Genomic DNA, 14,796 nt, shown 5'->3' with positions numbered 1-14,796 from the left:
TGTGAGTAGGGCATATTTGGCTGTCATGGTCAAATGTGCCTTTCCATTGGGAAAGGAATGAATTCGGATGTCAAAGTTCCGGAAATTGATTGACAGCACACTCGCTTTTTTGACAGTCCTTAGCTTTGCCGGCGTTATCCTTATCGTCACGGTTCAGATCGTTTCACGTTTCGCTCCATTTTCCTTCATATGGACAGAAGAATTGACACGCTATCTTTTCTTGTACGGCATTGCTTTCGGAGCCCCACTTGCTTTGATGCGCAATGAATTCATCAACGTGGATATGCTTCTTAATCGAATGTCCAATAATTTCAGAAGATATTACGAAGTGATCATTTACCTTGCTATCATCGTGTTAAGTTTGGTGATGGTTGTAGAAGGGTACAATTTCACCTTGCTCGGTGATAATCAACGATCGGCAACGATGCCTTTCCAAATGTCAGTTGTCCATGCTTCTCTATTGATCATGAGTGTATTCCTGGTATTTTACGCAGTCATCAAAATTGTCGACCTCATCAAACACAAACAAGATTACAGTCAGACTTACGGAGGTGACGATCACTGATGGCTACTCTTCTCTTTGTATCCTTTATCGCATTGATTTTCCTGGGCGTTCCGGTTGCCTTTAGTTTGGGGCTCGCTTCTTTTATCTACCTGATGTTGGCTGGAATTCCGCTCAACATTATCCCCCAGCGAATGTTCGGAGGGTTGAACTCATTTGTGCTGCTTTGTATTCCAGGATTTATCCTGGCTGGGAACTTAATGAACGCAGGCGGGATCACGGGGCGGATCATTCAGTTCGCCAACGATCTTTTTGGGCATATCCGCGGCGGGTTGGGGCTTGCAAACGTTGGTGCTTCAATGGGCTTCGCGGGAATTTCAGGGACAGCGCTTGCTGATACCGCGAGTATTGGCTCTATTTTAATACCGGCCATGAAAAAAGAAGGGTATGGCGCAGGATTCTCAGCAGCTGTAACAGCATCTTCTTCTACAGTTGGACCGATCATTCCACCTTCTTTGCCGATGATCATTGTAGGTACGCTGGCTTCTCTCTCTATTGGAGATCTCTTTTTAGCCGGCGCACTTCCAGGTATTCTTCTGGGAGTCGGCTTAATGATCCCTGTGTATATCATTTCGGTCAAACGGAACTACCCGAAAGGTGAACGTCAACCCATAAAGGCCATATGGAAAAGCTTCACCGGTGCTTTTTGGGCCTTGCTGATGACATTCATCATTCTTTACGGAATTTTAGGCGGGTTCTTTACGCCGACTGAAGCTTCAATTATTGCTGTTCTTTATGCCTTTGTCATTGGGATTTTCGTCTATAAGGAATTGCCGGTTAAAAAAATACCGGAAATTATGCTGTCTTCCATGACAGCTACTGCATCCATTATGTTGCTTGTCGGATTTGCCAACCTATTCGGCTGGATTATGGTGCGCGAACAGATTCCGCAGCTGGTTGCAGAATCGATTCTTGGAATTTCGACCAATACCATCATCGTTATTTTATTGATCAATTTGCTTTTGCTTTTTGTCGGGACCTTTATGGAAACGATTGCGGCATTGGTTATCCTGTTCCCTGTACTATTGCCGGTTGCTTTGACAGTCGGAATGGATCCTATCCAATTCGGAGTCATGATGGTCTTGAATCTGGTAATCGGATTGGTCACTCCACCGGTGGGCGTCTGCCTCTTTGTGGCTTCCCAAATCGGGAAAGTCTCCATTGGAAAAACAGCAAGGGAATTGCTGCCGTTTTTAGGTGTCAGTTTAGTGGTGCTTATGCTGGTTGCATTTGTTCCTCAGATTACATTGTTCTTACCAAGTCTATTTGAATAGGTGGTTGTAAAAATGAAAGCAGTTCAAGTTCCAAAAGCGCATGATATGCAAATTATCGAACAGGAAACTCCAGAAATTCAGCAAGAGGATGGAGTCTTAGTTAAAGTGAAGCGCGTCGGCATTTGCGGTTCAGATATGCACATTTACCACGGTACAAACCCTTTAGCTACCTATCCCCGCGTAGTCGGGCATGAAGTGGCTGGTGAAGTGGTGGAAGTGGGAAGTTCCGTAAAGCAACTGAAGGTCGGTGACCATGTGGTTGTAGAACCCATCAATTATTGTGGCGAATGTTATGCATGCCGAAAAGGCCGCCCGAATGTCTGTGAAAAATTATCGGTCTTCGGTGTCCATGAAGATGGAGGCATGCGTGAGTTTGTTGTATTACCTGAAAAGCAGCTTCACGCTGTTGATAAAGAGTTGAGTTGGGACGAAGTCGTTCTGGCTGAACCCTATACAATCGGTGCACAGGCTGTCTGGCGTGGAAATGTTGAAAAAGGGGATACGGTTCTGATACAGGGCTGTGGTCCTATCGGCATCTGTATTCTGAAGTTGGCCAAAGTTGCAGGAGCCACCGTTTATATGACTGATCTCAATGAAGAACGGCTTGCCTTTGCAAAAGAAAGCGGAGCCGACGAAGTGATCAATGCAGGCAAAGAATCCGTAAAAGAACGCATACTGGAGTTGACTTCAAACGAAGGGGCGAATGTGGTCATTGATGCGGTATGCCTTCCTGCTACTGTAGAGCTGAGCATTGATGTGGTTTCACCTGCAGGAAGTGTTGTCGTTCTTGGATTTGACGAGCGGCCATCAGCGATTCCGCAATTGCCGATCACTAAAAAAGAAATTACCATTGTCGGTTCAAGGCTGCAAACCAATCAATTTGGAAAAGTAGTGAGCCTGCTGGACAGTGGGGAACTGAAATCAGCTGGACTGATTACGCATAAGTTTTCATTGGATGAAGTAAAGGAAGCATTTACATTTGTTGAAAACAATCCCGATAAAGTGAGAAAAGCATTAATTGTCTTTGAATGAGGAGAGATGCAGATGATTCCTAAAATGGAAGTATACCAACAGATCCTGGATGCCCAAATTGTTGCGGTCATACGCGGGAAAGATGCGGATGAAGCAATAGCCGTTGCAGAAGCCGCGGTGGCAGGTGGCTTGAAGGCCATTGAATTGACCTATACGACGCCGAATGTTTCGCGGGTTTTCGATAAATTGGCTGATTCGAAGGCCTTGATCGGTGCTGGAACAGTTCTTGATGCAGAGACTGCCCGGCATGCCTTGTTGCATGGCGCTGAATTTGTCGTCAGCCCAAATTTCAATCCAGAAATCGCCAAGGTTTGTAATCGCTATAATGTCCCTTATTTGCCGGGCTGTATGACGATTAAAGAGATGGTCGAAGCGACGGAATGGGGATGCGATATCTTGAAATTGTTTCCTGCTAATGGATTTGAGCCTTCTTTTATCGGTTCGGTCAATGGTCCGTTGCCAAAAGTACGCATCATGCCTACAGGCGGAATCAATATCAAAAACATGAACGCATGGCTGGCTGCAGGAGCTGTAGCAGTCGGGATCGGCAGCGATTTGACTAAAGCTTACAGGTCAGCTGGAGAACAAGGTGTTACTGAATTGGTTAAGGATTATCTTGAAGAACTAGTTTGAAGAGGAGGACTTTCATGAATATCACATTTCGCTGGTATGGCCGCGGCAATGATAGCGTGCAATTAGAACAAATCAAACAGATTCCAGGAACCAAAGGGATTGTCTGGGCGCTCCATCAGAAACCGGCAGGAGAAGTTTGGACGAAGGAAGAAATCGGTTCTGAAGTGGACTACATCAAATCTCACGGGTTCCACGCCGACGTAGTGGAAAGTGTAAATGTCCATGAATCCATTAAGTTGGGCAACGAAGAGCGCGACCAGTATATTGAAAATTACAAGGAGACCATCCGCAACTTAGGTGAAGCCGGTGTCAAAGTGATCTGTTATAATTTCATGCCGATCTTCGACTGGACCCGCACATCCTTGTATCATCCACTTCCGGATGGCTCGACTGCTTTGTTCTTTGAAAAGGAAAAGATTGAATCCCTGGAGCCTGCTGAACTGATCGAAACGGTTGCTTCTGCTTCTGATTTGACACTTCCGGGATGGGAGCCGGAGAAGATGGCACGCATTCAGGAACTTTTTGCAGAATATGAAGGAATGGACGAAGAGCAGCTATGGGAAAACCTCACTTACTTCTTGAAGGCGATTTTACCGACAGCTGAAGCGAGCGGCATTCAAATGGCCATCCATCCGGATGATCCACCGTGGTCAATTTTCGGCCTGCCGCGCATCATGACGGGCGAGAAGAGCTGGGAACGGCTGATTTCCATATCGGATTCACTTGCTAACGGCATTACCTTCTGTACCGGATCCATGGGCGCCAATCCGGACAACGACATGGTGGACCTGGCTTCAAAATATGCCAAGCATTCACCTTTCGCTCACTTGCGCAATGTTAAGATTTTCGATAACGGCGACTTTATTGAAACGTCCCATTACACACAGGACGGCTCTATCGACTTGAATGGTGTGGTTCGTGAATTGTCGAACCAAAACTACACAGGGTATGCCCGTCCAGATCATGGCCGCCATATTTGGAACGAGGAATGCAGACCTGGATATGGTCTGTACGACCGGGCGCTTGGCATTATGTATCTCCTGGGGTTATGGGATGCACATCAAACAAAGTAAAGGGGGATCCTATGTTTTCAACTCATGAAACTATTGCAGGACGGACCGCTGTCATCACTGGCGGAAGCGGCGTCCTTTGTTCAGAAATGGCTCGCCAGCTGGCTGCTCAAAAAGTAAATGTAGCCATTTTGAATCGGACGGCTGAAAAAGGGCAAGGCGTAGCAGATGAAATCAATGGATCGGGCGGCAAAGCAATTGCCGTGGCTGCCGATGTGTTGGACCGGGCATCTTTGGAAAAAGCCAAAGAGCAGATTCTTGAAGCATACGGACGGATTGATATTCTGATCAACGGTGCGGGAGGCAATCACCCTGATGCTATTACGGATATTGAACTCCATGAAGAAGGCGCAACCGGAAAGTCCTTTTTCGAATTAGGGGAAGGCGGATTTTCCCGCGTTTTCGCGAGCAACTTCACCGGTTCTTTCTTAGCCAGCCAAGTATTCGGCAAAGAACTGCTGAAGCAGGAATCACCGGTTATTTTGAATATCTCTTCTATGAGCGCTTATTCACCGATGACCAAAGTGCCGGCGTACAGTGCGGCTAAAGCAGCTATCAATAACTTTACGATGTGGATGGCAGTCCATTTTGCAGAGGAAAATCTGCGTGTTAATGCGATTGCACCAGGATTTTTCCTGACAGCGCAAAACAAGGATCTGCTGACCAATGCAGATGGTTCGCTGACTCCCCGTTCAGGCAAAATCATGGCCAGCACGCCGATGAAGCGTTTTGGCAAACCGGCAGATTTAGTGGGAACGATGCTGTGGCTCCTTGATGAAAACTATTCCGGTTTTGTTACAGGGATCACGGTTCCTGTAGATGGCGGCTTTCTGGCTTACTCAGGCGTATAGAATAAAAAACCACATTCTCAGGAATGTGGTTTTTGAATCATTGAAAAGAAAAGAAGGTGGAGCAATCGGATTCCCTCCGATTGCTCCACCTTCTTTTTTCATTTCATTTCACTGTTGATCAAATCGCCTAATTGATCCCAGTCTTTAACACGCGGCAAGTCTAGATGGCGGTTATAAGATTGGTCTTTGACGATGACTTTCACGGGATCATTCATTAAGGTATCCAAGACTGCCGGCTTGTCATCGAAATAATAATCCAGTTGCAAGTCTTTGATGATGCCTGCCTTTTCCGAATCCTTCATGCCGCAGAAGAAGTTTTCACGATCCACCGGGAAACCTTGTTCAATCAGCCAATTGAATGTGTTTTCCGTATGTTCTGGAGGCCGGGATGTAATATAGAAAATCTCGTGGCCATCCGATTCGAGCTGCTTCAGTAATTGGAGCGCACCGGGATAGAGAGGGCAGTCAGTGAAATACAAAAACTCCAACGAGCGGTTCCACATATTTTTTCCTTCTTCATCACTCAAGCCGAAAGCCTCGTGTATTTCCACGCGATTCAAGGCATGGAAAATATCGATATCCACTTCCTGGTTCAATTGCTTCTGATAATAATGGAAGGCGTATTCACGCAAATTGATCAATGTATCGTCTATATCAAAACCGAATCTCATATGCTGCCTCGCTTTTCGGGATAACCCGTAAATTTGAAATCCTTGCCGACTTTGCTGAATTCACCGTCACGCAGGTCGATGGCGTCTTTCATCCATTCAACGCCTGTTCCCTCGATGAAAGTCGGTGCAATCTTGCCGCCGACAATTTTAGGGGCAAAGTAAAAGACCACTTTATCGATCAAGCCATTCTCAAGGAATGCGGAATTAATGGTGCCGCCCCCTTCAATAAAGAGTGAAGAAATGCCTTTTTCACCGAGTACGCGAACGACATCGAGTACATCGACCTGGATTTCATTGCTGGTTTCGTAGATGGTAATTCCCAACTCCTCCAATGCCTTCCGCTTATCGGCATCGTGATTTTGGCTTGTAAAGATCCACGTATCCACTAATCCATCCGTAACAAGTTTTGAGTGGAGCGGAATGCGTAAAGTGGAATCAAGGACAATGCGGAGGGGATGGCGGCCATTTGGAATACGCGCCGTCAATTCAGGGTCATCTGCAATAACAGTTCCAACCCCCACCAGGATGGCCATGTGCTGGCTGCGCAGAAGATGGACATCCAAACGCGCTTCCTCGGAAGTGATCCACTTGCTGTCCAGGGTATGGGTAGCGATTTTTCCATCTAAGGTGGAGGCTGCTTTCAAAGTCACGAAAGGGATCTTTTCAACGATGAATTTGTTGAATACCTCATTCATCTTCCGAGATTCCTCTTCACGGACACCGACGATCACTTCAATACCTGCTTCTTCCAGCATGCGGACACCGTTTCCGGCAACGATCGGATTTGGATCCAACGTTGCCACGATCACCTTTTTGATGCCGGCATCAATGAGGGCCTGTGCACAGGGCCCGGTCCGTCCGACATGCGAGCACGGTTCGAGCGTTACATAAATGGTCGCACCGCGGCTCAGTTCGCCTGCCATGCGAAGTGCATGGACTTCGGCATGGGGTTCACCCGCTCTCAAATGGGTGCCGATGCCGACAATGCGGTTGTCATTGACGATGACGGAACCGACCAAAGGGTTCGGATCTGTCTGGCCTTTTAAGCTTTTCGCATTGCTGAGTGCGAGGTCCATATAAAATTCATGGTTTGACATGAACAATATCCTCCCCGTCTTTAAGATGTCCTGAGCGGTCGATTTTAGTTTGCAGGTAGTTGGCGTTGTATTCGGATTCATCTCCCCAAAGGGAGGTTCTTGAAGCGATCTGGAGTCCAGCTTTTTCGATGGCGGCCACTTTCTTTGGATTGTTGGTCATCAAGGTCACTGGCTTGGTGCGGAGTGCCTGCAGCACAGCAATCGCATCCCCGTAATTTCTGGAATCGTCCACGTAGCCCAATTGTTCATTGGCTTCGACTGTATCGTAACCATTTTCCTGTAGGACATAGGCCATCGCTTTACTGAAGAGTCCGATGCCGCGGCCTTCGTGGTTTGCTAAATAAAACAGCGCACCGGTGCCGTGGTCTGTAATTCGTTTCATGGACTGTTTCAGCTGGTAGCCGCAGTCGCAGCGTTTGCTTCCGAAAATATCGCCGGTGTGGCAGATGGAATGCATACGGATCAATGCTTCTGCATCGTTTTCGAAATCTCCATATACCAGGACGCTCGATTGCTGATACTCGGCAAGGTTCGCTGAGCTCAATTTTTCGATGATGCTCTCGTAATCTTCGGTGACTTCGTCGAGGCTCAACCAACAATACCAGTTGAATATATAGGTTTCCTCATATAAGTTTACAGGCAGCCGAATGGGGCCGACCAGATACACGGCACCTTCTTCTGTCTGGATCATTTGAATTTTCTCTTTTAATATGGAAAAGACCTTTGGGTCTAGCTTCATGTCTGTCATTTCAGTTTCCCCCTATATGAACACTATCTATATGATATCTTACTACATCTTGTTACTAAAAGTAAGTTATATGTCTTCAATAATCTATAAACAATAATCATTATCGTTTAGGGAAAGAAAAAATCCGTTTTAAATGATATTTATTCTCAATTAAATATTAATATTCTCATTTGATTTGATTATCTGATGAGGCTGTGGTATATTATCTACATTATAATAATTCTAAATAAGAAAACAGGAGGAATAAATTATGTTATCAGAAAAACTAACGAACGCTTTAAACGATCAATTCAACAATGAATTGCAGGCAGCGCATGCTTATACCGCAATGGCAGCGTACTTTTCCAAAAAAGGCTATCACGGTTTTGCGAACTTCTATTTAATCCAATCGAGAGAAGAGCATTACCATGCGATGAAATTCTATCATTACTTAGTGACGATGGATGAAAAGCCGGTTCTTCAGGCGTTGACTGAACCGAAGAACCATTTTGTCAGTGCATTGGATGTTTTGGAAAACTCATTGTCGCAGGAAAAAAGCGTGACCAGCAACATTTATGCATTGGTGACATTGGCGGATGAGCTGCAGGAACACGCGACACTTTCCTTCCTGGACTGGTTCATCGAAGAACAGATGGAAGAAGAAAAATCGTTCCGCGATATCATCGCAAGAGTGAGAGCTATTGAAGAAGGCGGCGAATACTTCCTGAAAATGGACGATGAATTCGCACAGCGCAAACTGGAAGAGTAATAGCACTGCAAGCAGCACATAGTAAAATATGTGCTGTTTTTCTGCTCGAAAGGAAGTGGGATCCATGTCTGTAAACTATAAACCGGCCATCCATTTCAATCATGTAGATTTTTCATTTGGGGAAACTCCGGTTTTAAAAGGCATTACCGGCTCTTTTCCTGAAGGGAAAATCACGACATTGGTTGGACCTTCGGGAGCCGGTAAAACGACCCTATTAAAGTTATGCAATGGATTATTGTCAGCCCAATCAGGGGAGGTCTATATAAAAGACCGGCCAATTGAAGATTATGAACCGGTTGAACTGCGCCGTTTAGTCGGCATTGCGCTCCAAAGCGCTCCGATGGTTGGTGGCAGCATCTACAATAATCTAAGCCTGCCGCTGGAGCTGCAGGGAAAAACGCTGTCTAAAGCTGAAGCGGCTGAACTGCTGCAGGATGTCGGATTGGAAGAGAAACTGTTGGACCGGAAAGTCAAAGACTTGTCCGGCGGCCAGCGCCAAAAAGTTTCCATTGCCCGGACACTCGTCAATAAACCGGAAGTTCTTTTGCTGGACGAAATTACGTCTTCTTTAGACCGGACCTCTTTAAAGGAAATCGAGGAATTGATCGTCAAGATCAACCGGAAGTACGGCACCACGATTATCTGGATTACCCATAACCTTCAACAAGCACTGGAAATCGGTGATTTCACTTGGGTGATGATGGATGGCGAAGTGGTGGAGACAGGCGAAAGCGACTTGCTCAACGATCCGGCGAATGACAAGGTCAGACGGTTTGTCAGGGGGGAAGCGGAATGAGCTACTTAACTTTATCGATCACCTTGATCTTTGTGGTGATCCCTCTTCTTTTATCCAAAACCCTGAATCTTGGTCTGGAACGGGATACGATTGTCGCCACATTGCGTTCAATCGTCCAATTATTGGCGGTCGGCTATGTATTGAAATTCGTTTTTGATTCGGAAAGCCTGATCTATATTTTCCTGATGGTTGCTTTGATGATTGTGGCAGCTACGCATAACGCCCAGAAAAAAGGAGCAGCCATTCAAGGCATCACCTCGAAAGTGGCGGTCACCTTGATCTTTGTGGAAGTATTGACGCAGGGCATCCTGCTTGGCTTCAATATCACGCCAGCAACCGCCCAATACATCATTCCCATCAGCGGAATGGTTGTCGGGAATTCCATGGTACTGTCGATTCTCTTCCTCAATCGTTTTACGGCGGAGGTAGAGTCGCATCAGGATGAAACCGAGCTGATCCTGTCGCTTGGTGGTACACCTAAACAGGCGATTCACACCCAATTGATCAATTCGATAAAAGCCAGCATGATTCCGACCATCGAAAGCCAGAAGACGGTTGGACTTGTCCAGCTGCCCGGAATGATGAGCGGGCAGATCATTGCCGGAGCGGACCCGATCCAGGCGGTTCAATTCCAGCTCCTGATCATGTTCCTGTTGCTGACAACAGCCGCTGTGACCAGTGTCATGCTTGGTTTCCTGTCTTATCCGACTTTGTTCAATCAACGGATGCAGTTAATGAAGAAAGAATTTACTTGAAGCTTGGAGACAAATCCAGATATCCTGGATTTGTCTTTTTTTTATGAAAAGTGGAGTTCGGGAATGTGATTTATATGGCGCTTGGAGCATTACTCCAGTAGAGCTGTGTCGAAATATTCTCCAGCTCTGTATATTAAGGATAAAAAGTATCGACTTCAAAGGTGCCTGAACCTGGCAGGCTTTCCACCAAGCTTGAACCGAAAAGGCCTGCGGGTGTATAGTATCCGCCTTCGACTTTTAACTTCAGAAGACGGCGGACAACTTCCAACGATCCATAGACTGTCAGATCATAGACATTCGCTGTTTGGATTCGGACGACTTTGACGATGCCTTGCTGATTTCTTGCTTCTCCCCATATATAAGCCGGTGAATTAGCGCGAAGCTCGCTGTCTGGTCCTTGTACGCGTTTCTCCACCTGCTTTTGGAGCTTTTCTTTTACCCAGTCTGTGGCCAGTAATGGCCCCAGGGCTCCCATCAAACGGGCCCCATATAATTGCGGTTTTGCCATTGGGATCCAAGCAGAAATATTCGGGATGCCGGTCGTATAGAATGCAGTGGAAACATCACCCCAGGGAATTCCCATTGCAGGACGTGAGCCGCGTCCAAAATCGATGGTCCGGTGCTGGCTGCCGATCGGGACAGTTGTCAAAACTCCATCTATTCTGTGCATGCTGCCCGAACCCAATCCTTGGATCATGGTTTTGAAAGTGCCCGGTGAGATGCCGGAATCCGAATCAAAGCCAAGCGATAATTCGGTTGCTTCCGGCATTTCCTCTTTTAGCCTTAAGGCGACGCAGTCTGTGGGTACGACATCGAAGCCGACCCCCGAGCAGAGGATGATTCCTTTTTCTGCAGCTTCAGCATGCAGTGAATGAGTATATTCAAATACGGAGACTTCTCCTGTGATGTCCAAATAATGTGTTTTTGCTGACAGGCAAGCATGGATCATGGGTTCGCTGGTTACTTGAAAAGGACCTGCACAGTGGAGGACCAGATCGATATCGTCCAATTGTGCTGCTGCATATTCATCCAATGCAAAGGCACGGAATTCCAGTGATAGTTCTGTGGCAAGCGGCCGGATTTTATCGGCATTGCGTCCTCCAAGTATAGGTGACATTCCTCTGGAAACAGCTTCGCGGGCGATCAATTCCCCCGTGTATCCATTGGCACCGTAAATCATCCATTTGTTCATTTTATCGGCTCCTCATTTTTGCTCTCCTGTTACTATTCTGTAAAAACTAGTGAAACCCTTTGTTCATTTTTGGCAGACATTAAAAAGCCTCTGTAGAAATGGCTGTTCAACGATCTTATCTTGAGTTTCAGATGAAACGGGAGTAAATAAAGGATTCGGTGCAATGATGCCGAATTAGGAAAGTAAGAAAATAGTTGGAAATTATGAGGAGTGATTTAAATGGCGAATCTACATTTAATTCCTTATCGAGTAGAAGAAATTGCTGAGCAGGCACCGCAGATTCCAGAAGGCGTCCGGATGATTCAGGCGCCGGAAATATGGGCAGAGGCGGAAAGAGGAAGAGGAAATATTGTGGCCATCCTGGATACGGGATGCCAAATGGATCACCCTGATCTTCAGGATCGGATCATTGACGGCAAAAATTTCACAGCCGATTTTAACGGGGATGCAGCAAATTTCGATGATAATAATGGGCATGGCACGCATGTAGCTGGAACGGTAGCCGCTTCTTACAGAGAAGATGGCGGGATAGCCGGTGTTGCCCCTGAAGCCCAACTGCTCATTTTGAAAGTATTGACGGGAGAAGGGAGTGGCGAATATCAGGGAATCATTGATGGCATCCATTTTGCGATTGATTGGAGAGGGCCGGAAGGTGAGTCGGTAAGTGTCATCTCGATGTCGCTGGGAGGCCCTGAAGATGTTGCAGAGCTCTATGCAGCGATTAAACGTGCAGTGGACGCAGGCATTCCAGTTGTCTGTGCTGCAGGCAATGAAGGGGATGACCTTCACGATACCGATGAATTCGCTTATCCGGGAGCCTATGGAGAAGTGATTCAGGTCGGGGCAGTGGATTTTGATCGTCGAATTGCCAATTTCAGCAATACCAATGATGAAATCGATTTGGTGGCCCCTGGCATCGATATCTATTCGACCTTTCCAGGAGGGAAATACGCCAGCCTGTCAGGAACTTCGATGGCAGCGCCGCATGTTTCCGGCGCGCTGGCTCTGATAAAAAACATCGCGGAAAAAGAATTCGTCCGTAAACTGACAGAAGCGGAATTATATGCCCAATTGGTGCGCCGTACCATGCCGATTGGCTACCCGAAAACCGCAGAAGGAAATGGTTTGTTGGCGCTGAATATTTTGAATAAGTTCGAACAATTCTTAAAGCTGGCCAACACTTCCTACAATACAGGGGTGACAGAAGATGAAGAGCAACTCTAATCCATAGGAGTGCCTCATTTTGGATTAAAGAGAAATGGTATTTTCAATTCGTAAAATTGTATATAAATAGAAGGGTGTTCGTGAAGTATGTGAATACGTTTACGAATGTCCTTTTTGTTATTCCGGGATTAGTCTTTCGAACGGTTTTCTAACAGTTACAGATCGAGGCAACAGTTGTGATCGTGAGTATGTGTTCAAGATAATCATAGGGGGTAAAGGAGTAGCAGAAGATTAAAGCGTCATCATTATAAGAAATGAAAGGAGGAACTCTAATGGCTCAATCCAAATGGTTGAAACTGGGGACAGCTGTATTTTTGTCCGTTGGAATGCTGTCAGCTTGTGGGGATGCAGAAGACGAGCAACCTGTGGATGAAGATATTGATGTAACGCCGGAAGAGGGTGAAGAAGAGATTATTCCGGAAGAACCGCAAGAAGGAGAAGAAGAGGAAGAAGAGGAAGAAGATTAGGGTTAAAGAAGCCAATCGCGGAAAAATGCGATGGCTTTTTATTTTAATCTATTTTTAAAAATGCATGGAAAAGCCGTTATAGTCAAAAGCATTAGGGTAAAAATAAACAATAGCTCCATTAAACAAAGCGCTGAAGACGCAAGAGAGCCGGAGGAGGGATTGAAATTTCATTCGAATGGATAAGCACCTTGAGCAACCTTTTCATCATTTTAAATGTAGTGCTGGCATTTTTCATTTTATTCTTTGAACGGAAGTCGGCTTCTTCAGCTTGGGCATGGATATTGATCCTTTTCTTTATCCCTATTCTTGGCTTTATCCTCTACTTGCTATTCGGCAAGCCGTTAAGGCGCAAGCGATTGAATCGGCCGGTTGCTTATGAAAATCAGGATTTTAAGGAGTTGATGGATCGTCAGCTGAGCGCAATGAAAGATAATGGCTTCAGTCCTTCTTCAAGATGTGCGGAAGAATGGACGGACCTCATCCGAATGAATTTGGCAAGAACCGATGCACCATTGTCGTTAGCTAGTGATATACAGATATTCAACGACGGGAAAAAGAAATTCGATGCCTTGTTTGAAGATATACAACACGCAAAAGACCATGTCCATTTGCAGTACTTCATTTTGAATAATGATGACCTTGGGCATCGACTTCTATCACTGCTCACTGAAAAAGCGCGGCAAGGGGTAAAAGTGCTGTTTCTATATGACGATCTGGGATCTAAAAATCTGCCGAAACGCTTTTTTGATGAGTTTGAAGCAGCCGGTGGAAAGTCTGCTGCGTTTCTGCCGGCGCTGCTGACCACTATAAATCCACGGCTGAATCACCGGAATCATCGGAAATTGGTGGTTGTGGATGGTGCTATCGGCTACCTCGGAGGATTTAATGTCGGTGACGAATATCTTGGAAAGAAGGAGGAGTTCGGCTACTGGCGCGACACACACCTCCGGCTTGAAGGGGAAGCTGTGCACTCTCTGCAAAACCGTTTTTTTGTCGACTGGAATCAGGCATCAGAAAAATATCCGATAAAGTATGCGGAAAAATATTTCCCGAAGGTGAACAATACAACAGGGATTGCCATGCAGATTGTCGCGAGCGGACCTTTGGATATGCATGAAAACATAAAGAAGGCTTATTTGAAGATGATTTATCATGCACGCCATTCGATTTACCTGCAGACGCCCTATTTTATACCGGATAAGTCCATCATGGATGCCTTGCAGACAGCGGCGCTTAGTGGCGTTGATGTTCAGATCATGATTCCCCATCAAGCGGATCACCTGTTTGTCCATTCCGCTACTTTGTCATTTATCCATGAATTGCTGCCGGCCGGCGTCAAAGTTTATAGCTACAAAAATGGATTTCTGCATGCAAAGACATTGATTGTGGATGATAAAGCTTATTCAGTGGGATCTGCTAATATGGATATCCGCAGCTTCGCCTTGAATTTTGAATTGAACGCGTTCGTCTACGATTCACAGTCAGCATCGGAAATGGCAGCACTCTTTGTGCAGGACAAAAAGCTATCGGTCCCATTGAAGGAAGAGACATTTGAAAATCAGTCATGGAAAGAAAAGGCGAAACAAGCCATTGCAAAGCTCGTTTCACCGGTATTGTAAGGAGATTCTTCTTTGGGCAATTGATCACCCATTTCGATTAAGGATAACCATCTTATG

General features: G+C 46.0%; 16 protein-coding genes. 12 read left to right on the top strand and 4 right to left on the bottom strand.

Annotation, left to right across the window (positions count from 1 at the left end):
- Positions 1 to 67: 67 nt before the first annotated feature.
- From Q0785_RS10700 to Q0785_RS10675, 6 genes are read left to right on the top strand one after another with little or no spacing between them, the layout of a single operon-like run.
- Complete coding sequence (locus Q0785_RS10700; protein WP_298829553.1) at positions 68 to 565, top strand: TRAP transporter small permease; 498 nt, start codon at positions 68 to 70, stop codon at positions 563 to 565.
- A complete protein-coding gene (locus Q0785_RS10695; RefSeq protein ID WP_298829808.1) occupies positions 562 to 1,836 on the top strand; it encodes a TRAP transporter large permease in 1,275 nt (424 codons plus the stop codon). Before Q0785_RS10700 ends, Q0785_RS10695 begins: the two co-directional genes overlap by 4 nt.
- 12 nt (positions 1,837 to 1,848) lie before the next feature.
- The gene (locus Q0785_RS10690) at positions 1,849 to 2,868 is read left to right on the top strand and encodes a zinc-binding alcohol dehydrogenase family protein (RefSeq protein ID WP_298829550.1); all 1,020 of its coding nucleotides are present in this window, start codon (positions 1,849 to 1,851) and stop codon (positions 2,866 to 2,868) included.
- 12 nt (positions 2,869 to 2,880) lie between these two features.
- A complete protein-coding gene (locus Q0785_RS10685; RefSeq protein WP_298829548.1) occupies positions 2,881 to 3,501 on the top strand; it encodes a bifunctional 2-keto-4-hydroxyglutarate aldolase/2-keto-3-deoxy-6-phosphogluconate aldolase in 621 nt (206 codons plus the stop codon).
- A gap of 14 nt (positions 3,502 to 3,515) precedes the next feature.
- Positions 3,516 to 4,574 carry a mannonate dehydratase gene (uxuA, locus tag Q0785_RS10680; RefSeq protein WP_298829546.1) on the top strand — a complete coding sequence of 353 codons (1,059 nt, stop codon included), beginning with the start codon at positions 3,516 to 3,518 and terminating at the stop codon, positions 4,572 to 4,574.
- 11 nt (positions 4,575 to 4,585) lie between these two features.
- Entirely contained in the window at positions 4,586 to 5,422 is an 837-nt protein-coding gene (locus Q0785_RS10675) for an SDR family oxidoreductase (RefSeq protein ID WP_298829544.1), read from the top strand.
- Between the two features lie 98 nt (positions 5,423 to 5,520).
- Here Q0785_RS10675 and Q0785_RS10670 read toward each other — a convergent pair whose 3' ends face one another.
- The 3 genes from Q0785_RS10670 to Q0785_RS10660 are packed head-to-tail and all read right to left on the bottom strand — an operon-like array spanning position 5,521 to position 7,938.
- Positions 5,521 to 6,093: an HAD family acid phosphatase gene (locus Q0785_RS10670; RefSeq protein ID WP_298829542.1), complete on the bottom strand. Its 573-nt coding sequence runs from the start codon at positions 6,091 to 6,093 to the stop codon at positions 5,521 to 5,523.
- A complete protein-coding gene (gene ribD / locus Q0785_RS10665; RefSeq protein ID WP_298829541.1) occupies positions 6,090 to 7,190 on the bottom strand; it encodes a bifunctional diaminohydroxyphosphoribosylaminopyrimidine deaminase/5-amino-6-(5-phosphoribosylamino)uracil reductase RibD in 1,101 nt (366 codons plus the stop codon). The genes Q0785_RS10670 and ribD overlap by 4 nt, the downstream gene beginning before the upstream one ends.
- On the bottom strand, positions 7,177 to 7,938 hold the full coding sequence (locus tag Q0785_RS10660; RefSeq protein ID WP_223637653.1) for a GTP cyclohydrolase II: 762 nt from the start codon (positions 7,936 to 7,938) through the stop codon (positions 7,177 to 7,179). Before Q0785_RS10660 ends, ribD begins: the two co-directional genes overlap by 14 nt.
- A gap of 250 nt (positions 7,939 to 8,188) precedes the next feature.
- On the opposite strand from Q0785_RS10660, the gene Q0785_RS10655 reads away from it, so the two are divergent.
- The 3 genes from Q0785_RS10655 (at position 8,189) to fetB (ending at position 10,237) form a co-directional block, all read left to right on the top strand.
- Entirely contained in the window at positions 8,189 to 8,686 is a 498-nt protein-coding gene (locus Q0785_RS10655; RefSeq protein ID WP_146558589.1) for a ferritin, read from the top strand.
- 64 nt (positions 8,687 to 8,750) lie between these two features.
- On the top strand, positions 8,751 to 9,482 hold the full coding sequence (locus Q0785_RS10650; RefSeq protein WP_298829535.1) for a phosphate ABC transporter ATP-binding protein: 732 nt from the start codon (positions 8,751 to 8,753) through the stop codon (positions 9,480 to 9,482).
- Entirely contained in the window at positions 9,479 to 10,237 is a 759-nt protein-coding gene (fetB, locus tag Q0785_RS10645; protein WP_298829533.1) for an iron export ABC transporter permease subunit FetB, read from the top strand. The genes Q0785_RS10650 and fetB overlap by 4 nt, the downstream gene beginning before the upstream one ends.
- 133 nt (positions 10,238 to 10,370) lie before the next feature.
- Here the strand turns inward: fetB and Q0785_RS10640 are convergent, their stop codons facing one another.
- The gene (locus Q0785_RS10640; protein WP_298829531.1) at positions 10,371 to 11,429 is read right to left on the bottom strand and encodes a saccharopine dehydrogenase NADP-binding domain-containing protein; all 1,059 of its coding nucleotides are present in this window, start codon (positions 11,427 to 11,429) and stop codon (positions 10,371 to 10,373) included.
- Positions 11,430 to 11,648: 219 nt separating this feature from the next.
- Here Q0785_RS10640 and Q0785_RS10635 point away from each other — a divergent pair, with 219 nt between their 5' ends.
- The 3 genes from Q0785_RS10635 (at position 11,649) to cls (ending at position 14,739) form a co-directional block, all read left to right on the top strand.
- A complete protein-coding gene (locus tag Q0785_RS10635; RefSeq protein ID WP_298829529.1) occupies positions 11,649 to 12,653 on the top strand; it encodes a S8 family peptidase in 1,005 nt (334 codons plus the stop codon).
- A gap of 272 nt (positions 12,654 to 12,925) precedes the next feature.
- Complete coding sequence (locus tag Q0785_RS10630; RefSeq protein ID WP_298829527.1) at positions 12,926 to 13,120, top strand: hypothetical protein; 195 nt, start codon at positions 12,926 to 12,928, stop codon at positions 13,118 to 13,120.
- Positions 13,121 to 13,308: 188 nt separating this feature from the next.
- Positions 13,309 to 14,739, top strand: coding sequence for a cardiolipin synthase (gene cls / locus Q0785_RS10625; protein ID WP_298829525.1), 1,431 nt, complete (start codon positions 13,309 to 13,311; stop codon positions 14,737 to 14,739).
- The last annotated feature ends 57 nt before the right edge of the window (positions 14,740 to 14,796 follow it).

It is taken from the genome of uncultured Planococcus sp., from assembly GCF_947501725.1.
In the GTDB taxonomy this organism is placed as follows: domain Bacteria; phylum Bacillota; class Bacilli; order Bacillales_A; family Planococcaceae; genus Planococcus; species Planococcus donghaensis_C.
This window is presented reverse-complemented; position numbering and strand designations above follow the sequence as displayed.